This is a genomic window from Levilactobacillus paucivorans, from assembly GCF_001437125.1.
Lineage (GTDB): Bacteria > Bacillota > Bacilli > Lactobacillales > Lactobacillaceae > Levilactobacillus > Levilactobacillus paucivorans.
In genome coordinates this window covers 1-21469 of record NZ_JQCA01000035.1, presented here as the reverse complement: position 1 = coordinate 21469, position 21469 = coordinate 1, and the positions used below count along the sequence as shown (strand labels likewise).

Genomic DNA, 21469 nt, shown 5'->3' with positions numbered 1-21469 from the left:
CTGGCGAGCATTAAGGCTGATAAGCAGATAATCCCGGGCTTGGATTATTTGCTTATCAGGTTTAAGCGGAGTCAGCTGCCCTTGGGTACACGTTTCGGCCAGCTAAACTTAACGCGCCGGTTTTCTCAAAAAATATCAGCAAGTCAAAAAAGGTGGTTCACCGTTCTCTCGGTAAACCACCTTTTCAAATAGACGTAATTAGTTTTCGTTAGTGCTCGTATCGGCAGCGGTGCGCTTCTGACCGTTGTAGTAGAAGATCCAAGCGACAGCCCCGAAGAAGATTGGGCCGATGATGGTCCAAAAGGCCGTCATGTAGTCGTGATCCAAGATTGGTTGAAGACAGGTGAAGCCAATCCCACCGACCAAGATAATCAGGACCAGGCCAACGATGACGTTGGTCCAGAGACGGCTCTTAAAGATAACGAATGGCCGTTCCAGGTCTTGACGACGCTTGAAGAATGGGAAAGCCCCAATCAAGAACAGGTAAGGGAAGGACGTGGAGACGTTCCCCATATCGGTCAAGATTAAGTAAAATTCGTTAGCAGCAGAGCCCCCGAAGGCCACGAGGAAGATGAAGACAGCCACGACGATGGCTTGAATCCACATCGAGTAAGCTGGCATGCCCACCTTGTTGAGTTGCGTCATCTTTTTAGGCCACAGTTTTGGTGATGACCCTAAGATGAAGGACTTCAATGGGGAGTAAACCAGAACGAAGAAGGACCCTAAGTAAGCCATGAACATGCTCAGTCCAGTTAACCGGGCTAACAAGTGACCCAAACCAATGGAAGAAGCCGTTGATAAGTTCATCCCATGGCCTAAAACCACCCCGAGGTTATTCATTAAGACGTAGGTGATGTTCCCCAAGTTTACTTGGCTCTTACCCAGGACGCTGTGCCAGTTGGCACTGATCCCCCAGAGGAAGATGGACAGGGAGTACATGATAGTGATGGCAATAGTTGAGATGATTAATCCCTTAGGGAAGGTCTTCTCAGGCTTGTCCATACTATCGGTAATCCCACCCATGGATTCCATCCCCGCGTAGGCGAAGACCGCGTACGTGACGAAAGAGAGCAGGGCCATCGGTGAAGAGAACTGTGGATTTGGTGAGGCAATGAAACTGTGGGCACCGTTGATTGGTTCTGCGAGTTGACCACCGTTTAAGAAGAAGATAATGACACTGGCTACTAGGAACAGGCCAGTCAGGAACATCACGAAGATTCCCCCCAATGAAGAAATCTTGGCGATAGAATTCATGCCACGAGTGGCGAAAAAGGTCACGGCAAGGATCCAGAAGATCCCTAACAGACCTACCGTTTGAGTGGAGGACAGACCTAAGAAACTCCAGGTCTGCGTCTTGTCACCACCGGATAGCAACGTTGAAAGTGGAATCCAAACCTTCGTCGACGTGGAAACCATCCAGATAATCCAGGATGACAACCAGATGAAGGTCCCAATGAAGGCCCACTTTTCACCGATGGAACCGGCCAACCAGGAGTAAATTCCCCCCTTAGCTTCCTTAAATGTTGACCCATATTCGGCCAGCATCAAGGCACTCGGTAAGAAGAACAGTAAAGCAGCTAAAACGTACCAAATAATACTTGCGTATCCCATTTGGTCATAGGCAACCGTCGTGTTGGCGAAGCCGTAAATGGCCGTAAAGATCATCAAGATTAAATTCGATAATTTAATCTTTTTTTGATTTTCCATTATTTAATCTCCCATTAATGGTGAGGGCTAGTCACAGACCAGTCCCGACCGTGTTATAAGTTGAGGTCCTGATGATAGTTCAGAGGACCCAGGTCGGTGGCCTGCGTAATCAAGGTCGCCGCTAGCTCGCGGTAACGCCGAATTCCCAATGCGGCGTTCTCGTTGGCTTGTTGCGTTAAGAAATGGTTCAATTCGGGGCCGGACAGTTGCCGCCCAACGGCATCGGTGTGCTTGACGGATTGCTTGAAGGCGATCCGTAATTCCTTTTGCACGGCTGATACGGCCGGTAAGGCGTCGTGGTAGTGGGCATCGAGGAGGACGCCGACGTGCTTGTAAACCCAGTAGGCGGACTCGCTGTCGTAGGTGACCTTACCAGAGTGGTAGGCAGTCGGTGTGCTCTCAATACCGGCGTAGAACGGCACGTAGACACTCTCAGCGGCCACACCCATGGCGAGCCACTGAATGCCAGCCAAGGCTGGATCCATGTCGGGCCGAACCTGTAAGACGTGAGATTCCTGCGTCTTAGCCAAGCTGATTGGCCGGAACTTGGTCCGTTGTTCCTTGGTGCCGGAACCCACGGGATCATAAGGGGTTTCCTGGTAGTGACTGCTCAGGTAATCCTGGGCGTCGTCTACGGATAAGAGCCGGTCGGCGTACTGAATAAATGGTAAATCAAATGATTGCGGTTGCGCTTCGACGGCCGGGGTAAATTGTTTTTGACCGTACCAGACCCGAGGGGTGTTGTAGTACAGGTCGGATTGGTCTTGCGTCCCGAAGATTTCACGCCAGTTAAACCGATCAGAATGCGGGTTCAAGTGGTTTTCGGCAACGAAGGACTGCAGGTTCCGGGCAAACATGAAGTTGTCGGGATCGTTGAAGTCAATGGTCTGAATGGCCATTTGGTTGGCGATGACGGCGTAGCCATTGTCGGGGATGCGTTGGGCAACCCAGTTATGACCGGCCCCCGTTTCGAGATACCAAGCTTCCTTCTGATCGGCGAAGAGAATCCCACTGGACTCGCTGGTTCCGTAGAGCTCAACGATTTGACCCAGCAGGGCGACCCCTTCACGAGCAGTCTTCACGTAAGGTAAGACCACGGTGACCATGGCTTCCTCACCGATACCGTTCTTCACGAGGGGATCGGCGCCGAGGACGCGTTCGTTGGAGTAGGTGCTTTCGGTGGCACTCATGGCGACACCGTATTCGTTAAAGCCATCCTCTTCAAACAGGCCGTATTCATCGGTCCATTCGGGTGTGGCGGTGTATTTTGCCGCATGCAGGGGTAGAGGCATGGTGAAGCCATTATCTTTATCCTTGCTGACAAAGGTCTGCGGGGTAGTTGCCGTGGTGGCTGGGTGGACGATGAAGTGCTTTGGCCAAGCGGCCTTGGAATCTTCGTTTCGACCGATGATGACTGAGCCATCCATGGTGGCCCGCGGCCCAATTAAAATACTGGTACATGCAGAATAATTCATGGGAGCGCTCCTTTCGCAAGTTGAATAAATTAACGATCCTATTTTATCATTTTTATAATCGAACCGGTTGCCTTTCCGGGGAACTTTAATTATTTTCTCGGGAATTCTCATAAAAATAAATATTTATACATTTCACTGTATGCCTGTCTGGCGGCGAATTTGCCTTGACCCGCGACATCATGCGCGGTTTGACGGCTATTTGGGGCTAGCTAATGACGGCTAGATGTGGTTAAATGATGAAAGAAATTGGCCAGAAAAGGGGTACCAAGATGAGAAGCCTGTTAGAGAATCGCCGTGAGGTTGTGACGCACCTCTTAATTATGGTGGGATCCGCCGTCATTAGTGCCATTGCCCTGAATGAATTTTTGGTTCCGGGAAAGATATTTAGTGCGGGGATCAATGGGATCTCCCAAATTATTGCCATGCTGTTGCAGGGCGTGGGGATTAACCTCAGTACCGGTTGGTTTATCCTGCTATTCAACGTACCGATTGGGCTGTTGGGGTGGTTCAAGGTGGGCCGCGGCTTTACCCTGTATTCCATCCTGGTGGCGATTCTGACTTCCGTCTTAGCAATCGTGATTCCGGTTCATAATATTGCTAACAACCCACTATTAGCGGCGCTATTTGGGGGGATTCTGACCGGGGTTGGCGTGGCCTACCCGTTGAAGAATGGGTTCTCTACCGGGGGGATGGATATCATCGCCGTGGTCTTGGAGAAGACGACGGGTCGAACCATTGGGACGCTGATGCTGATGATTAATTTTGGCATCGTGTTAGTGGCCGGTTTTCTCTTCGGCTGGGAGAGTGCTTTATACACAATTATCTCAATTTATGCAATGTCACGGGTGGTGGATAGCATTCACACGCGGCATCAGAAACTGACAGCCTTTATCGTGACCGCCCATCAAGACGCGGTTATTGCCGAGTTAAACCGGACATTGATCCGGGGGATCACGGCGATCCCATCCTTTGGGGCCTACACTGGCAAGGCCAGTACCGTCCTCATGACGGTCATTTCGCGCTATGAACTTTATACATTGGAACATGCTGTGAAGGATGTCGATCCGCAAGCCTTCGTGAACCTGGTGAATACCGTGGATATTGAGGGGAACTTCTATAATGAGACGGAACAGCTGAAGTTGAAGCAGGCGACCTCATTGAAGGCCGCGAAAGACAGTCAACAATAGGAGAGGCTTGTTCTAACAGGGCGTTATCGGTATAATAGCCCTATCCAAAAACAGAAGGGAATGGACCAACCATGCCAATCGTTAATATCGACTTAATTGCCGGCCGTTCACAGGACCAACTCAAGGCCTTAGTACAAGACGTTACCGCCGCGGTCACCAAGAATACCGGGGCCCCAGCCGAACACGTTCACGTCATTTTACGTGAGATGCAGCCCAATCGTTACGGGGTTGCGGGTGTTTTAAAGAGCGACGAAAAGTAAAAAACATTTCCGAAATCTTATAAACCGCCACCATGCTCGTCAAGTCGGGCTTGGTGGCGGTTTCATTTATAAAAATGTTTGGCGTGGGGCACACTTTTCGGTATACTAGACCCATGCGCAACATCACGGTGTTTTTAGGCCGTTGCTAACAACGAATGAATGGAGAGTCTATGACAATGAATGATCAACAATACATGATGGCAATTGACGAAGGGACGACGAGTACCCGGGCTATTTTATTCGACCGGCACGGCCAAATTGCGGGGCAGACACAACGGGAATTTCACCAATACTTCCCCCAACCAGGCTGGGTTGAACATGACGCAGACGAGATCTGGAATGCGGTTCAATCGGTTATCTCCGATGCGCTGATTGATTCCGACGTGCAACCTTACAAGGTTCGTGGGATTGGGATCACCAATCAACGGGAAACCGCCATTATTTGGGATAAGAAGACGGGGGAACCTATCTATCATGCCATCGTTTGGCAATCCAAGCAGACTAGTGAAATTGCGGATCAGTTGAAGGCTGACGGGTACACCGACGCCATTCACGACAAGACAGGGTTAGTCATCGACTCCTACTTCTCCGCTACCAAGATTCGTTGGATTCTGGACCACGTAGAGGGGGCCCAGGAGCGCGCTGAACGCGGTGAACTCCTCTTTGGGACCATTGACACCTGGATTCTCTGGAAGCTCACAGGCGGCCGGGTACACGCTACTGACTACACCAATGCCAGTCGGACCATGCTGTATAACATTCATGACTTGAAGTGGGATGACGATATTCTGGGTTGGTTAAACATTCCAGCCGCCATGTTACCGGACGTGCGTTCATCATCCGAAATTTACGGTTACACCGCTGGCTACACGTTCTCTGGGGTTCAGGTGCCAATTGCCGGGATCGCTGGGGACCAACAGGCCGCCTTATTCGGGCAAACCGCTTTTGACAAAGGGATGGTCAAGAACACGTATGGGACCGGGGCATTCATCGTGATGAACACCGGTGAAGAACCAACGTTGTCCCACAATGGGTTGTTGACCACCATTGCCTATGGCCTAAACGGTAAGGTAACCTATGCGCTCGAAGGGTCCATCTTCGTTGCTGGGTCCGCTGTTCAATGGCTCCGTGATGGGATGCGTTTCTTCGAACATGCCAGTGAATCCGAAAAGATGGCCGTTGATGCCAAGACGACTGGGAATGTCTACGTGGTCCCAGCCTTTACGGGACTTGGGGCACCATACTGGAATCAAGAAACTCGTGGGGCCGTCTTCGGCTTGACCCGGGGGACAACGCGAGAACAATTTGTCCGGGCCACGGTTGAGGCCATTGCCTACCAGACACGAGACGTGGTGGACACCATGACCAACGAAACCGGTCTGGACATCCAGTCACTCAGTGTTGACGGTGGGGCGGCAAACAATAACTTCCTCATGCAGTTCCAGGCGGATATTTTGAACACACCAATCAAGCGGGCCGCTATTAATGAAACCACGGCGCTCGGGGCGGCTTATCTTGCCGGACTTGCCGTTGGCTTCTGGCCTGACATGGATGCCATTCGGAAGATGCACGCCTTACGCGACGAGTTCACGCCAAAAATGGCGGCGGACCGTCGGGAGAAGTGCTACTCCGGTTGGCAAGCAGCCATCAAGGCAACGCAAGCTTTCCAAGCTGAATAAAAGACGTCAAATGGTCGCATCTCGGATAATTATGGGGTGCGATTTTTATTATCAAAGTGGTTTTTGTATAATGCAAATGTGCTAGATTTAGGTCAGAATCGCGTGATGAAATCACACTAGACAAATTTGATGATCTATTAAGCGCTTACAGGATAAAATAACGTCATTTTGACTATGGCCTCATTCAATTATATTCCTGTTATAGCAACTTCTTGCATATAGCAATCGTCTTAACGAAGTGTCGATAATTGTTTGCCAAGTCAAACGCAATAAATGAGCTTTCTGCCTAAAAGCGGTACAATTATTTTAGAAGGAGGAATCAACGATGGCAGTGTTTACAGATGAACAAAAAGTACAGTTATTGTCAGATCTGGTCGCCATTCAATCGGTGAACGATCACGAGTTGGATGTCGCCCAATATTTACAACGGGTCTTGGGTGAACATGGGATTGCGGCACGGTTAATTCCGTTAAGCGCTACTCGTTCGAACCTCATCGCAGAAATTGGCCAAGGAAGTCCCGTTCTGGGAATTTCCGGGCATATGGATGTCGTGGCTCCGGGGGATGCCGCAACGTGGCATAGTGACCCATTTAGGCTGACTGAACGCGACGGTAGCCTGTATGGTCGCGGGGTCACCGACATGAAGGCAGGTCTAGCCGCATTGGTGATCGCCATGATCGAACTTCATGCGGCTGGTAAGCCAGCTCATGGGACCATTCGGTTGATGGCCACTGTTGGCGAAGAAGTCGGGGAACTGGGTTCTGAGGCCTTCTTTGAAGCCGGTGACATGGACGATGTGGATGCCTTGCTGATTGGGGAACCAACCGGCTATCGGATCTTCTCCGCGCACAAGGGGTCGATGGATATCAAGTTGACCTCGACCGGGAAGACCGCGCACAGTTCCATGCCAGAACTGGGGTCCAATGCGATTGACCCGTTGCTGACGTTGTTGAGTCGGGCTAACGTGGCATTCAGAGATACCGACCATCACAACGACCTCTTAGGTGATCTGACCTTCAACACGACGGTCTTCAACGCCGGGGACCAGGTCAACTCGATTCCGGGCCAGGCTGTAGCTGAGATTAACGTTCGTACGATTCCAGAATTTAACAATCAGCTCGTCATTCAGACGCTACAACAATTAGTGACCCAGCAAAATGATCAAGGGGGTCACGTGGTGATGGACATCTACATGTCCCAGTCACCCGTCGTAGAACCCCGTGACAATCCACTAAGCCGAGTCGCCGCACGGGTCGGCGAGACTTTCTCCGGGCAGGCAATTCCCCGTCTAGCCTTGCCAGCGGTGACAGATGCCTCAAATCTCTTAAAGAAAAAGGGCAATCAATTCCCATTCATCGTCTTTGGGCCAGGTAACGAAACGGCACACCAGATCGACGAGCACGTTGACCGCCAGATGTATTTGAACTTTACCACGCTTTATGAACAGCTATTGGAAGCTTATCTCCAGTAAAGAAAAAACAGAGTTGACTGCCTTTTGTCGCACGTTTCCGCAATATACGTTCGGAGCGCACGAAGGGTCTGGGATTTTTGTCCCAGACCCTTCGTTTGTCTTCATTCGGCTAATTTTAGATAATCCTGGAGATAATTGGCGAGACCATCGTGATCGTTATCCAGCGGCGTTACGTCACTGGCCAGCGCCTTGATCTGTGGGGTGGCATTTTGCATGGCGACTCCCCAGCCAGCGTAGTCAATCATTGCGGTGTCATTGTGTTCGTCACCAAAGGCAATGATATTTTGTCGTTTAATGTTGTAGTGATGAGCGAGGACTTCCACACCAGTTGCCTTCTGCACACCCTTGACGCCGAGTTCAACGACGGCGTTGGGACCGCCCCACGGAGCGGCATCGATCTCGTCACTGAATTGATGTTGGATGTAGCTCAACAGGTGTTCTTGATGTGACCGGTCGACGGCCACGGTCAGACTCGTGGGATTTTGCGTTAACGTTTTTTGATTGAGAATCTGGTTCGTCTGTAGAATAGACGGGAAGAAACCCAGTTCAACGGGGTGGTCACGGACGGCCAAGAAGAGATTCTTACCTTCTGCGGCCAACATGTTGATGCCCAGTTCTTCACGGTGAGCCAACAGGTCGAAGGCCACCTCCCGGTTAAAGGTATACTGGTATTCGTCTGCCCAGTGGTGGTGGGGAATGTGGCCCAGGCTCCCATTAAAGTTAATCATGGGGCCGTCAAGGTTGAGTTCGTCGTAAATGTCGGCGGAGATCCGGTTGGGTCGCCCAGTCACAATGCTGACGATATGGCCGGCTTCACGGGCTTGGGTCAGAACGGCCTTGGTTTTGGCAGAGATCTGAGCGGCCGCATTGAGCGTTGTGCCATCGAGATCAATCGCAATTAATTTTCGTTCCATCAAAGGACACCTCACAGTAAATTGATAGTTTTGGTTGTTGATCGATAATTAAGCTAGCCCATTCAATGTATCATATTCGACGAAAATAAGCGACCGGAACACCTCTTTACCAGGGGGTAGTCGATCGCCAGCTAAACGCGTATAATGATTGGAGAAGTTTGAAAAAACCGACAGTTTGAACCCTAAAAGCAACAATTTGTAAGCTACAAAATGGAGGAATAACGGTGGATTTGCCAAAAGATTTTATTACAAAATATCAGCGCCTCTTGGGACCAGATGCCCCGGCATTTTTTGCAAGTTTCGATGAATCAAGTGAGGGGGGCTACCGCGTTAATCCGTCACGTCCCGAGATGCCGGCACTAACCGCTGCCCCGGCTGTGCCCTATGCTAAGTTTGGCTACTATGGTCCGGTCAGTGGGCGAAGTCTCGCTCACCAGAGTGGCGCCGTCTACAGTCAAGAACCGAGTGCCATGTTTGTTGGCGCAACGGCTGCCCCCCAACGTGGCGAGCGAGTTCTTGACCTGTGTGCGGCTCCCGGTGGCAAGACCACGCACCTGGCAAGTTACCTAGAAGGGACCGGGTTATTGGTCACCAATGAAATCAATCGTAAACGGGTCAGTGTCTTGGCCGAAAACGTCGAACGATTCGGTGTTAAGAATGCCTTGATTTTAAATGATGCGCCCGAACAACTCAGTCCTGTTTTCCCGGACTTCTTCGATAAGGTGCTAGTCGACGCGCCTTGTTCCGGTGAGGGCATGTTTCGTAAGGATCCAGGGGCCATGGATTATTGGTCACTGGACTATGTTCAGGAGTGTGCGGAACGTCAGCACCAAATCCTAACGGAAGCTCTCAAGATGGTTAAGCCGGGTGGTCAGTTGATTTACTCGACCTGTACCTTTGCCCCCGAAGAGGACGAACAGACCATGGCCTGGGTACTAGACAATTATCCAGATTTTCACCTGGTACCGATCGAGAAGACGGCTGGTGTGATTGATGCCATCCCCGAATGGGCTGATGGTAATCCCGAGTTGAAGAAGGCAGCGCGTCTGTTTCCCCATCTGATGAAGGGTGAAGGGCACTTCGTGGCTAAGCTCGAACGGGATGCCGGTGAGTCCCGGCAACCGCGTGGCAAGGCTAAATTAGGGACGCCACTTACCGCCGATCAACGTCATTTGTGGGCCGACTTCGCCCAGGATGTGTTGGGTACCACCGATTTTACCGATCTCGTCACGGTTAAGGATCAACTCTTTGCGGTGCCGGCTAATCTGCCGGACCTCAAGCGGTGTCACGTCTTCCGCCCAGGGCTGCATCTCGGAACTTTCAAGAAGAATCGTTTCGAGCCAGCCTATGCCTTAGCCCTGGCCAGCGATCCCCGGACCACAGCCCACACCCTGACCATTGATGATCAGCAGTGGCGCAAATGGGTCCACGGCGATACCTTTAGCTTGGCGTCAGCCCCAACTAAGGGCTGGTACCTCTTGACCTGCCAGGAACAGCCAGTTGGTTTCGGCAAGGTTGTGGGGAATACGGTGAAGAATTTCTTCCCTAAGGGCTTACGTTTCATGGTGTATGATGATTAATTGCTAATAACAAAAAGCGTGAACACAACTATTGTGCTCACGCTTCTTTTCGTATAATGGCGATTGATTTTAGCTTAATAAGTCAGTTGTCGTTGCTCACAATAGTCTCGCAGTTCTCGTGAGAGCAAAAGGTGTTGTTGCTGAAGATCGGCAATGGATGTCGTCCCCAGCAACGTCATGATGGTTTTGAGACCCGTTTGCCAGTCCAATAAGAATTGGGTCGTGGCGGCCTCATCCGTCTTGATCAGGTGGTGGAGAATTTGTCCCGCGCTGCCAACCACGTTAGCCCCGAGTGCTAACGCCTTCGCGATGTCTAACGGTTGGCGAATCCCGCCGGTGGCAATCAACTGTAATTCAGGCTGTTGTCGTGCTTCTAGGAGCGACTCCACGGTCGTTTGCCCCCAGCCAGCCAGGTAATCGAGATCCTTGCCGGGCCGCCGAAAGTTTTCGATTTGTGCGAAATTGGTGCCGCCGCGACCACCTAGGTCGACTAAGGTGACGCCAACCGCGGCCAACTGCTGCAGGGTCTCATGGGCCATGCCGAAACCGACTTCCTTGACGATGACTGGCACGTTGAGGCGCGCCACGGTCTCACCAATGTTGTCTAACCAGTGAAAGGCTCGGTCACCCTCGGGCATGACTAGCTCTTGGGCCGTATTGATATGAATTTCTAGGGCGTTAGCCGCCAGCATATCCACCACGGTCCGGGCATCCTGTGATCCGTGGCCCGCCCCGATATTGGCGAAGACCAGACCGTCGGGATTATTTTCCCGTAAGGGGGTGAAGGTGGCGATGGCTTGGGAATCCTTGAGCGCAATGCTCTGGGAACCACTGGCCACGGCCATGCCGGTTTGGGCAGCAAGCCGTCCCAGACTGGCATTGACCTTGCCCGTGCGTGGTGATCCACCGGTCATGGCTTCGATCAGCAGGGGCACCGGCAGGGACAACGGCCCGAGGTGCGTCGTCAGGTCGACATCGGCCACGGCCATTTCGGGGAGACTCTGGTGGATGAACCGGAGATCGTCAAATTGGCTTGCGGCCACCGGCGTATAAAATTTTTCCGCCAACGACAGGTGTTCGTCCTTGCGGTGGGCGTGGCGTGAAATTTCCATGATAAAACTCCTTATTCGATCACGTGGTGGACGTTTAATTTCAAGGGTTCGATCCCGCGTTGTTCCCATTCGTGAAGCAGGCTGGCAAGATCTCGAGCGGCATCAATAATGACAATGCCACAGTCACCACCACCGGCTCCGGAGGATTTGGCGGCCCCACCGATACCCACGGCGATGTCACACATCGTCTTGAGTAACTTGGTTTCAATAGTGACGTGACTCAGGGTAGCCAGGTGATCCAACAGGTTGCGGTTAACCGCAATTTCACGTTGGATAGCCTGAAGATCCTGGTCATGGAAGCCGTCAATCATGCGTTGCAGGCAAGCTTTACTTTCCCGCAGGAAGGTGTGGTACTCGTGTCGTTGGGTAGCCTTGAAGAGGGCGACCTTGTCGACGAGATGAGAGGTGGAGGCCGGTGTCCCGGTCCACCCAATCATCAAACGTAACGATTCTGGTGGGGTCAACAGTTCAATCTGGAGACCTGGCCAGTCGGTATTCAAGAGGTCCGTTAGGCTGAGTTCGCGCCGAGCGGAAGCCAACCAATCGCGGTCAAAGGCCTGGTAGGCAATCCAGCCGCCATAAACGGAGGCGGCGATGTCACCCAGCGATCCGTTTCCTTGAACGTCGAGGTGGGCAATGGCGGCCAGCTTAAACAGCCGGTCCTTACTCATTTCGAGACCGTAGAATTGGCACAGGGCCTTGATCGTGGCGACGGTAACGGCGGCCGAAGAACCCAGCCCGTACTTTTTGCCATCGGCACTGTCGAGGTCACTGTTGACGTTTAAATGATAGATGGCCAACGGTTTGCCCAGCGATTGGGCGTACTGTTCCGTGAGTCGGATGGCCGATAAGATGTAGTGAAAGGGATTGTCCCGGTTGTCAAAGACTAACTCGTTTCCCTGGCGTTGCCAGTAGAGTGAGTTTTCTTGGTACTGCTTGGAGGCAATTCGCCCGTAGTCGTGGCTGGGCGTAATGGTTACCGTGACGAACTGGTTAAGTGCGACAATAATTGCCGGGTAACCAGGTTCAACAACGGCATATTCGCCGGCAATATAAAGTTTTCCGGGTGCTTGCGCGGAAATCAAAAGATCAGGTCCCTTCTGTTACTGTTCAATAAATTTGTTGGTTTAGGCTAAGAATTTCAGACCGGGGCCCGGATGGGCGACGATAACATTGGTGGCGCCGAAGAGTTCACTGAAGCGCTGTTTAATGGCGGGAACGGCCGGTTTCTCACAGAAAATTTTGAGGTTAGGACCGGCATCCAGGGTGTAATAACAAGGTACCCCTTGGTCGCGCAGCTCTCGGACGGCGTCCATGGCCATCAGTGTGTCTCCGTTGAAATAAGTATAGGGTGGCTGGGCGCTTAGGGTGAGGGCGTGCATCCGCATGGCATTGCTCTCAAGAATCTCGCCGAGGACTTGGAAATTGTGGTCACGGATGGCGGGCTTGATGGCGGCTAAGTCCTGAGCCACGACATCTCGCCAGGCTGCGTAGTAGGGCGACGTGGTCACACTACTCTGCATCCCTTGTCGCGAACTGACTTTTTTATGGTGTGGGTCCAAGACGAGGGCGACGACCGCTAAGGGCCAATCAACCTGTTCGGCAATGGGCACGGCATAAGAGTCGGCATCGTCGTGACCGGCCTGCCACTCAACGAAGCCGCCGTAGATGGACCGGGTTGCCGATCCAGATCCACGACGCGCAAGGCGTGACAGGGCGGGCTTATCCAAATTGAGGCCGGCCGCCTTGCTGGCCGCACCGGCCAAGGCGGCAAAAGCTGAGGCCGAGGACGCAAGGCCAGCCGCGGTTGGCACGTGGTTCGTGGAGGATACTCGCGCAAAAGAGGTGCCCGCAGTCATTTGGCGCACCAAGTTAAGAAACGTATGAACTTTTTGACTGGCTTTTTCCGAGAGTCGCTGGTCATTTAACGTGACCTCATCGGCCGACAGGTGTTCGTCAAATTCGACAGTAGTGTCGGTATAAAACTGGTCGAGAGTCAGGGAAAGACTGCTGGTCTGAGGCAAGATGAACTCGGTATCGGCTTTTCCCCAATACTTAACGAGGGCGATGTTGGTGTGAGCACGAGCTGTAATAGCGGGCATCATTCGGGTTCCTCCTCTAAATTAAAGCTTTCCAGCCAGGTCTGCGTGGCGCCGGCGGCCGTTAATTCTTGTTGCACGTGTTTAGCGGTCGGTAGGTCGGCACACAAGGCAATTAGACAGCCCCCCATGCCACCACCGGTTAATTTGGCCCCTAGGGCGCCGTTAGCGGTGGCAATAGCCGTCAGCTGGTCCAGTTCCGGAGAACTGACGCCTAGGCCGTGGAGCTGCTCCTGAGCGGCACTCATGATGTGTCCGAGTGTCAGGAGGTCCGGCTTGGCTAAGGCCACTCTGGCATCTTGCGCAAGCCGGCCTAACGTCGTGATCTGCTGATTAGTCTCTTGGGGAAATAAAGCCTTCCGTTGGGCCACGGCAGCCACGGCTTTACCCGTCTGGCCCTTGATGCCGCTATCGGCGATGACCAGGGTGCCATTTAAGGCAAAGGGAATCTGTGTAATCGCTTGGTGTGGCACGAACCAAATGGGTACAGCCGAGCTGACCGTAGCCGCATCGATCCCACTCGGATTACCGTGGGTGATCTTCTCGGCAATGCCGGCGGTAGCCAACAGTTGGTCGCGGGTCATTGATCGATCAAAAAAAGCAGTCATCGCGCGGGTGATCGCCACGGCAACAGCGGCCGAGGACCCCATGCCACGTTCGGCAGGCAAGTCACTCTCAATCCGCATGGCAAATGGCGTTTGCTGGCCATTGAACCGGTCTAAGAGCGTCTGAATTAACTTCGCGACGCCGGCCAGGTTCGGTCCGAGTTCATCGATCGGACCGTCAAAGTAGCGGCTCGAAATCGTTTGCCCGGTAGTGGTTGCCCGCATCGTCACATTGGTTTGGACCGAAGGCAGGGGTAAGGCGATGGCCGGTTGTCCATAAACAACGCTGTGATCACCAATAAGAATAATTTTGGCATTACTTTGCCCGGTAACGGTTCTAGCCACGTCTACTCGCTCGCTTTCTTCATGAAATTATCTACCAGAATATCATACTCTACTGATAACTATTGCGCTAGCTTTGCCCCTGAAAAACTGCCAATCTGTCAAAAATTAACCCTTTCTATAGAATTACCGTGCGATCGGGTTAACGCGACGATAGCGTTGCCTGGCTAAGTGGTGTATCATAGTGCCAGTTATAATCGCAATTGTGCAGAAATTGGTGAGCATATTATGGATAAAGACACGGTTTATGCGGTGGTGGATATCGAAACTACCGGGACCAGTGTGAAAGATGGCGACCGCATTATCCAAATTGGGTGCGTCTTCGTCCAGCATAATCAGGTGATCAATCACTTTGAAACGGATGTGAATCCACTTCGAGAGATCCCCGCAGCCATCTCAAGGCTAACGGGAATCACCAACAAACGGGTCCGTCACGCGCCACTCTTTGACGACGTGGCCGGGACCCTGTATAGCCTGTTGACGGATACAGTATTTGTGGCCCACAACGTTAATTTTGATTTGCCCTTCATTAACTCGGAGTTCGCGCGAGTGGGTTATCCCGAATTAAACATTGCGGCGGTGGATACCGTGTCTCTCAGCCAGATTCTCTTACCAACGGCGCCAAGCTTTCGGTTACGGGATCTGAGTAGCTACTTCAACATCGAACACGACAATCCTCACTCGGCGGACAGCGATGCCGGGGCGACGGCCGAGTTATTTATCTTTCTCTTCCGTCGGTTACGTGGCTTGCCACTGGTGACGCTTCAGCAGATGATTGATTTACGACCAGAACTACCGCTCCAAACGGCGGCTCTTTTTGACGTGGCATTACGGCTCAATACGGCGACACCACGGAAATTGCCAGATTATCTCTATGTGAAGAATGGCCTGGCTTTGCGCCAGACACAGCCATTACCAACGGCGACACTGGCTGAACCCAGCACGTATCCGAAGACCAAAAAACAAAAGCAACGGCTGATGCCGGATAACCTGGAATGGCGTCCGGAACAAGCTAAGATGATGAATTACATTTACAACAACTACGCCCATAGCGACCTTCACCCGGTTAAACAGATGATCGTGGAGGCGCCAACGGGAATTGGGAAGAGTCTCGGCTATCTCTTACCGATGGCTTACCTGACGCAGGGTAACCGACCGGTGGTGATTAGCACGGCGACGACGCTACTCCAAGAACAATTATTGACCCAAACGGTACCACTACTGAATCAAATCGTGCCATTTACCATGAATGCCGTGCTGGTTAAGGGCGGTCGTCACTACCTGGATCTCCAACGGTTTGCGACGACCCTCAAGGTGGCCGAAAGTTCCAAACAGACGCAACTGCTAAAGTTGAGACTGTTGGTCTGGCTGACCATGACAACCACGGGTGATCTCGATGAGTTGCATCTCGCCACGTATCGTGCGCCATACTTCCAAGAGATTGTCCACGAGGGCGCCGTGGCTAGCGATAATCCCTTCTACGAGGATGACTTTGTGCGTCGCCGGGATCAGCGGGTCGCCCAAGCCCAGATTATTATTGTGAACCATGCTTATCTGAGCGAACATGCCAGTGACTTGGGACAGGAGCTTTCGCGGCCTTACCTGGTCATTGACGAGGCCCAACACTTGGCCGACAGCACGTTACGTCAACGACGCACTCAGGTAAAATTTGCTAATATCGTCAATGAACTCCATCATATTCAACGCGAGATCAGTCGTGAGATGGGGACGAGTCTTTTGCGATTGTTCCGTGGCAATACCGCGGCAGTCCGGAGTCTTAACAGCCTGTTGGTCACCAGTCAAAACTTAGAAAAGACGCTTCATCAGTTGGTAAACCAACTCTTCTTGACGTTCTTGGCGGGTCAACGGGGGAATACTCAGAACCAGGTTATCGAACAACTCATTCCAACCGTGAAATTAGCAGCGATGAGTCAACAGACCCAGCCGCTGCTGGATACGATTCAGAAGGATAACACGACCTTACTGATTCAGCTGGGGCGGTTGCGTCAACAGTTTGAACAGCACCGGGATCGGTTTGCGCCTTCGGAACGCTACATCTTCGAACAGGTTGACACCCGGGTTCACGTGATCGATCAGAACGTGGCCCAGCTGGTCGATATCTTTGATCAGGTGACCCAACAGGGACCGGCTAGTCTGTTCTGGCTGACGATCAACCACGTTGGGGATCGGAATAGTCTGCAACTGGCCAGTGGTTTATTGGCGACAGAAGGGTTCTTGCGCCGTCAGATTTACACACATTTCCAGCCGGTTCTGTTAACGGGGGCGACCCTATTCTCCTCGGGACGTTCGCAATACATTCTCGATCAGTTCGATCTTGAACGGGATGAAACGACCACGCATCGGATGCGGTCAAGCTTTGATTACAGCGAGCAAGCTGAATTGTTTGTGGCGGACGATGGTCCAGATCTAAGTAAGGTGTCAACCCGCGACTATATTATCTATTTGTCTACTGCAATAACCCAATTGGCGGGGTCTGTGAACAAGCAAACGTTGGTGCTTTTCAACTCGTTGAGTGTGATCGAACAGGTCTACCAGCAACTGGTCAAACAACCAGAATTTGCCAATCGGGAGATCTTCGCACAGGGGATCAGTGGGAGTCGAGAACGAATCGCCAAACGGTTTGCGACCAGTCATGGCGCCATCTTGTTAGGGGCAGCTAGTTTTTGGGAGGGCATTGACTTGCCCGCAGAACAGCTGGAACTTCTGATTGTGACGCGTCTGCCATTCGATTCGCCCGATCGCGTCTTCGTGAAGGCCAATTATGCCCGATTGGAGGCCGCAGGAAAGAATCCCTTCTATAATGCGGCATTGCCGGCGGCGACCTTGCGTTTGCGTCAAGGGGTGGGTCGATTGATTCGAACACCAACCGATCGCGGGGCTATCGTAATTCTTGATCAACGGCTACTCGAACGGCAGTACGGCAAGAGTATCTTACGGGCTTTGCCTGCTGATCTCAGCCGCACGGATGGCGACATCACTACCATTTCGCAAGGCTTGGTTAAATTTTTTGAAAAAAAACCGGACAATCCGGTGACACCCCCGGAAGTTTGATATAATTGGAAAAGATTGAATTCTGACAAGGGAGTACGAAGAGAATTGATGAGACAACAATATCAACGGCGTCGGCGGCCACGCCACTGGGTGCTCCTGAGCATTCTAGTCATTGTGCTGGTGCTGTTAATCGGCGCGGGCTATGTGATCCGGCGGGCCACTAAGCCGCTCAGTCAGGACCAGATTCGGGCAGAAAGAATCGCCAAGAAATCAGGCCATCTGACGAGTACCAATGATTTTTACTGGACAAATTTAAATTCCACCTACTACACGGTAGCCGGCAAAAATAAGCAGAAACAGGCTGTTTATGCGGTTATCTCCAAGTCAGGCAAGGAGGTCACCGTGCTAAAACAGAGCGCAGGGATGTCACGGAATACGGCGCTCCAGCAGGTCTGGAAACGTAATCCCAAGAAGGTCTTGTCGGCCGCTTTACGGATCTTTAACGGCAAACCAGCCTGGCAGGTGGGTTACCTCAATCAGAGTGGTAAGCTCTGCTACGTGACCTTCCAGTACAGCAACGGAAAGGTTCTCCAGCAGATCGCCAACATTTAGCAAGGAGGATGACGATGCGACTTTCTAAGCGAGCACAAGCAGTCCGTCCCTCGGCAACTTTAGCAACCGGCCAACGAGCCAGGGAACTTCAAGCAGCAGGGGTCGACGTGATCAACCTGAGTGTGGGTCAGCCGGACTTTCCGACGCCAGCGCCCATCAAGGCCCAGGCCGTGGCCGCCATTAATGCTGGCACGGTCGACGGTTACACGGATACGGCGGGAATTCTGCCACTTCGTGAGGCTGTCAGCCAGCAGGTCCAGCGGCTACATGGCGTTAGCGTGTCCGCCGATCAGGTGGTCGTGACCACTGGGGCTAAATTGGCATTGTACACACTTTGCCAGGTTTTATTAGATCCTGGTGACGAAGTCCTCTTGCCAAAACCCTACTGGGTCAGTTATGCTGAACAGGTAGGGTTAGCGGGTGGTCGGCCGGTGACGGTCGATCCGCTGGCTAATCTGAAGGTGACACCGGCGCAGTTGGCGCAAGCCTATACACCGCGCACCCGGGCCTTGATTCTCAATTCGCCACAAAATCCGAGCGGGGTGGTATACACTCAAGCGGAATTGCAGGCGATTGGTGAATGGGCGGTTGCCAGAGATGTTCTGGTCATTGCCGATGACATTTATGGCGAACTCGTCTACGATGGCTCGGCGGTGGCACCGTCAATCGTGGGTATTACGCCGGCCATCACGGCGCAGACCGTGTTGATCGGTGGGGTCTCCAAGACTTACGCGATGACCGGTTGGCGGATTGGCTATGCGATTGGGCAACCCGCTTTGATTCAGGCGATGAAGACCGTCTTGTCCCATATGACGGGGAATACGGCGGCCGTGAGTCAGGTAGCTGCTCAGGCAGCGCTGACCATGGACCAGGCGTCGGTAGGTAGCATGCGCGCTGATTTCAAGCGGCGACGTGATGCGATCTACCCACTGCTGACGGCCTTGCCCGGATTTCATTTAGCGGGTAAGCCACAGGGGGCCTTCTACTTCTTCCCAGACGTCACGGCGGCGATGACCATCAAGCAGGTGGCGACGTCGCAAGAATTCGTCGCTAAGGTGTTAGAGGAGGCTCACGTGGCGGTGGTTGCCGGGGAAGCCTTCGGTATGCCGGGGCACATCCGCCTCAGCTACGCGTCCAGCCTACCCGTCCTTTTGACGGCGATGGACCGCTTAAAAAAGTTTATGCAAGATTAAAAATTTATTGTGAGATGGAGGAATGATTGTGGAACAGATCAACATTATTGATGCCAGCAAGCACGTCGATGAAAAAGTAAAAATTGGTGTCTGGCTCACCAATAAGCGTTCCAGTGGGAAGATTGCTTTCCTGCAATTACGAGACGGAACGGCCTTTTTCCAAGGTGTCGTTCTTAAAAAAGCCGTTGACGAAGCAACCTTTGAATTAGCGAAGGAAATTCGTCAAGAAACCAGTATGTGGATCACGGGAATCATTCACCAGGATGACCGCTCACACTTTGGTTATGAAATCGAAGTTGAAACGATCGAAGTTATTGGCGAAAGTGAAGACTACCCAATTACGCCTAAGGAACATGGGGTTGACTTCTTAATGGACCACCGTCACCTTTGGCTGCGTTCATCTAAGCCACATGCTCTGATGCGGATTCGTAACGAGGTCATCCGGGCCACTTACGAATTCTACAACAAGGAAGGCTTCACCAAGATTGATTCCCCAATCTTGACGGGGAGTGCTCCTGAAGGAACAACTGACTTGTTCCATACGGAATATTTCGATCGTGACGCCTACCTGTCACAATCCGGTCAACTGTACGCCGAAGCCGGGGCCATGGCCTTTAACAAGGTCTTCACCTTTGGTCCAACGTTCCGGGCTGAAAAGTCCAAGACGCGTCGTCACTTGATCGAATTCTGGATGATTGAACCCGAAATGGCTTTCATGCACCAAGAACAAAGCCTTGAAGTTCAAGAACAATACGTGGCATTCTTGGTTCAAAACGTTATCGACCACTGTGCCGCTGACTTGAAGACCCTGGATCGTGACGTTGAAGTTCTGAAGAAATACACCCACCTGCCTTACCCACGTATCAGTTACGATGAAGCCATCGAACTGTTGAAGGGAAACGGCTTTGACGTGGACTGGGGTGTCGACTTCGGGTCACCAGAAGAAACCTTCCTGGCCGACCACTTTGACAAGCCGGTCTTCGTGTTGAACTACCCGAAGGCGATCAAGCCATTCTACATGAAGCCACATCCAACGCGTGACGATGTTTACATCTGTGCCGACCTCTTAGCCCCAGAAGGCTACGGGGAAATCATCGGTGGGTCCGAACGTGAAGTGGACTACGACAAGTTGCTCGAACAAGTTAAGAAGGCTGGCCTTGATCCAGAGGAATACAGCTGGTACCTTGACTTGCGGAAGTACGGGTCCGTGCCTCACTCTGGTTTCGGGATGGGTCTCGAACGCTTCCTGACCTGGATTACCGGTGAGGAACACGTCCGTGAGGCAATTCCATTCCCACGGTTGTTGAACCGTATTTACCCATAGAAATTAACGGATCACACGACCGGACTGCCTTTTGGCGTTCGGTCGTTTCATTTATACGGCCACTTGCGAGCCGTAATGCGTCAGTGACAGGGGGTCATGAACAATGGATGATTTTATGCGACGCTATATTCAGGATGGTCAGACGAGCGTGGCCAATTACCTCCTCGATAATTTTCGAGCGGTGGGGATGACTACGGACCAGTTGTTGGTTTACATTCAGTTGCGCCGCGAGATGGATCGCGGCGTACTCATGCCTGATGCCGACAAACTCGCCAAAAAATTAGGCTGGAACCAGCAACGTGTCTATCAGGTGTTACACGAGATGATTGAAAATAAACTGATGACCATTGAGAGCGTCACAACGTCCCAAGGTCAAAGCCAGGATGCCTATGACTTCCGACTGTTGGTGGAGAAGCTCAGCCAATTGTCAGTCCAGGAGAAGACGGTGGTGGCTGAGGCTGCTAAGCAGGCCGAAACCACCGATCGGGCGACAGTGTTTGGCCAGATCGAAACCGAATTTGGCCGACCACTTTCGCCTTTGGAAATGGAGAGCATCAACCACTGGTTAGACGACGACCACTACAAACCTGAGCTGATCCAGTTAGCCTTGAAGGAAGCCGTTCTCAACCAGGTTTACAATCTCAAGTACATGGACCGAATCTTATTGAATTGGGAAAAGAAGAACCTTACGACGGCAGTCCAAGTCCAACGCGACAAGGAACGTCAACAACCACGGCGAAGTGCCAAACCGACGACACCCGGTGGTGAGGTACCTGACGTGCCAATCTTTAAGCTGACAGATAATTAGATAGACTAAAGGCATCCCCATCGATCGTTTAAATGGTTCTCTGTCAACTGTTGTTGGTAAAATTCGTATGAAGGTAGCTTGATCACGGT

17 protein-coding genes are annotated in these 21469 nt (G+C 52.2%); 10 read left to right on the top strand and 7 right to left on the bottom strand.

The genetic code is table 11. From position 1 onward, the window contains the following. Positions 1 to 198: 198 nt before the first annotated feature. Together yjeM and IV54_RS02940 are read right to left on the bottom strand one after the other, a co-directional pair. Positions 199 to 1707: a glutamate/gamma-aminobutyrate family transporter YjeM gene (gene yjeM / locus IV54_RS02945; protein WP_057877906.1), complete on the bottom strand. Its 1509-nt coding sequence runs from the start codon at positions 1705 to 1707 to the stop codon at positions 199 to 201. Between the two features lie 53 nt (positions 1708 to 1760). Next, entirely contained in the window at positions 1761 to 3182 is a 1422-nt protein-coding gene (locus IV54_RS02940) for a C69 family dipeptidase (RefSeq protein WP_057877905.1), read from the bottom strand. Positions 3183 to 3451: 269 nt separating this feature from the next. On the opposite strand from IV54_RS02940, the gene IV54_RS02935 reads away from it, so the two are divergent. From IV54_RS02935 to IV54_RS02920, 4 genes are all read left to right on the top strand, one after another. Beyond that, positions 3452 to 4369 (top strand): YitT family protein, encoded by a 918-nt coding sequence (locus tag IV54_RS02935; RefSeq protein ID WP_057877904.1) that lies wholly within the window; start codon positions 3452 to 3454, stop codon positions 4367 to 4369. Positions 4370 to 4440: 71 nt separating this feature from the next. Next, complete coding sequence (locus IV54_RS02930; protein WP_048736130.1) at positions 4441 to 4629, top strand: 2-hydroxymuconate tautomerase; 189 nt, start codon at positions 4441 to 4443, stop codon at positions 4627 to 4629. A 176-nt stretch (positions 4630 to 4805) separates the two neighbouring features. After that, positions 4806 to 6308 (top strand): glycerol kinase GlpK, encoded by a 1503-nt coding sequence (gene glpK / locus IV54_RS02925; RefSeq protein ID WP_057877903.1) that lies wholly within the window; start codon positions 4806 to 4808, stop codon positions 6306 to 6308. Positions 6309 to 6633: 325 nt separating this feature from the next. Beyond that, the gene (locus IV54_RS02920; RefSeq protein WP_057877902.1) at positions 6634 to 7779 is read left to right on the top strand and encodes an ArgE/DapE family deacylase; all 1146 of its coding nucleotides are present in this window, start codon (positions 6634 to 6636) and stop codon (positions 7777 to 7779) included. Positions 7780 to 7880: 101 nt separating this feature from the next. Here the strand turns inward: IV54_RS02920 and IV54_RS02915 are convergent, their stop codons facing one another. Beyond that, a complete protein-coding gene (locus IV54_RS02915) occupies positions 7881 to 8693 on the bottom strand; it encodes a Cof-type HAD-IIB family hydrolase (protein ID WP_057877901.1) in 813 nt (270 codons plus the stop codon). A 224-nt stretch (positions 8694 to 8917) separates the two neighbouring features. Here IV54_RS02915 and IV54_RS02910 point away from each other — a divergent pair, with 224 nt between their 5' ends. Further along, positions 8918 to 10273: an RsmF rRNA methyltransferase first C-terminal domain-containing protein gene (locus IV54_RS02910; protein ID WP_057877900.1), complete on the top strand. Its 1356-nt coding sequence runs from the start codon at positions 8918 to 8920 to the stop codon at positions 10271 to 10273. Between the two features lie 74 nt (positions 10274 to 10347). On the opposite strand, the gene fni is transcribed toward IV54_RS02910, so the two are convergent. The 4 genes from fni to mvk are packed head-to-tail and all read right to left on the bottom strand — an operon-like array spanning position 10348 to position 14434. Beyond that, the gene (gene fni / locus IV54_RS02905) at positions 10348 to 11385 is read right to left on the bottom strand and encodes a type 2 isopentenyl-diphosphate Delta-isomerase (RefSeq protein ID WP_057877899.1); all 1038 of its coding nucleotides are present in this window, start codon (positions 11383 to 11385) and stop codon (positions 10348 to 10350) included. Between the two features lie 11 nt (positions 11386 to 11396). Next, complete coding sequence (locus IV54_RS02900; protein WP_057877898.1) at positions 11397 to 12470, bottom strand: phosphomevalonate kinase; 1074 nt, start codon at positions 12468 to 12470, stop codon at positions 11397 to 11399. Between the two features lie 42 nt (positions 12471 to 12512). Beyond that, positions 12513 to 13490 carry a diphosphomevalonate decarboxylase gene (gene mvaD / locus IV54_RS02895; protein ID WP_057877897.1) on the bottom strand — a complete coding sequence of 326 codons (978 nt, stop codon included), beginning with the start codon at positions 13488 to 13490 and terminating at the stop codon, positions 12513 to 12515. Beyond that, complete coding sequence (gene mvk / locus IV54_RS02890) at positions 13487 to 14434, bottom strand: mevalonate kinase (RefSeq protein ID WP_057877896.1); 948 nt, start codon at positions 14432 to 14434, stop codon at positions 13487 to 13489. Before mvk ends, mvaD begins: the two co-directional genes overlap by 4 nt. Before the next feature lie 225 nt (positions 14435 to 14659). Between mvk and IV54_RS02885 the strand changes: the two genes are divergently transcribed. The 5 genes from IV54_RS02885 (at position 14660) to IV54_RS02865 (ending at position 21380) form a co-directional block, all read left to right on the top strand. Beyond that, positions 14660 to 17503 carry a helicase C-terminal domain-containing protein gene (locus IV54_RS02885; protein ID WP_057877895.1) on the top strand — a complete coding sequence of 948 codons (2844 nt, stop codon included), beginning with the start codon at positions 14660 to 14662 and terminating at the stop codon, positions 17501 to 17503. 48 nt (positions 17504 to 17551) lie between these two features. Then, the gene (locus tag IV54_RS02880; protein ID WP_057877894.1) at positions 17552 to 18055 is read left to right on the top strand and encodes a cell wall elongation regulator TseB-like domain-containing protein; all 504 of its coding nucleotides are present in this window, start codon (positions 17552 to 17554) and stop codon (positions 18053 to 18055) included. A gap of 14 nt (positions 18056 to 18069) precedes the next feature. Further along, positions 18070 to 19248: a pyridoxal phosphate-dependent aminotransferase gene (locus tag IV54_RS02875; RefSeq protein ID WP_057877893.1), complete on the top strand. Its 1179-nt coding sequence runs from the start codon at positions 18070 to 18072 to the stop codon at positions 19246 to 19248. A gap of 28 nt (positions 19249 to 19276) precedes the next feature. Beyond that, positions 19277 to 20572: an asparagine--tRNA ligase gene (asnS, locus tag IV54_RS02870; protein ID WP_057877892.1), complete on the top strand. Its 1296-nt coding sequence runs from the start codon at positions 19277 to 19279 to the stop codon at positions 20570 to 20572. 103 nt (positions 20573 to 20675) lie between these two features. Next, on the top strand, positions 20676 to 21380 hold the full coding sequence (locus IV54_RS02865) for a DnaD domain-containing protein (protein ID WP_057877891.1): 705 nt from the start codon (positions 20676 to 20678) through the stop codon (positions 21378 to 21380). Positions 21381 to 21469 lie beyond the last annotated feature (89 nt).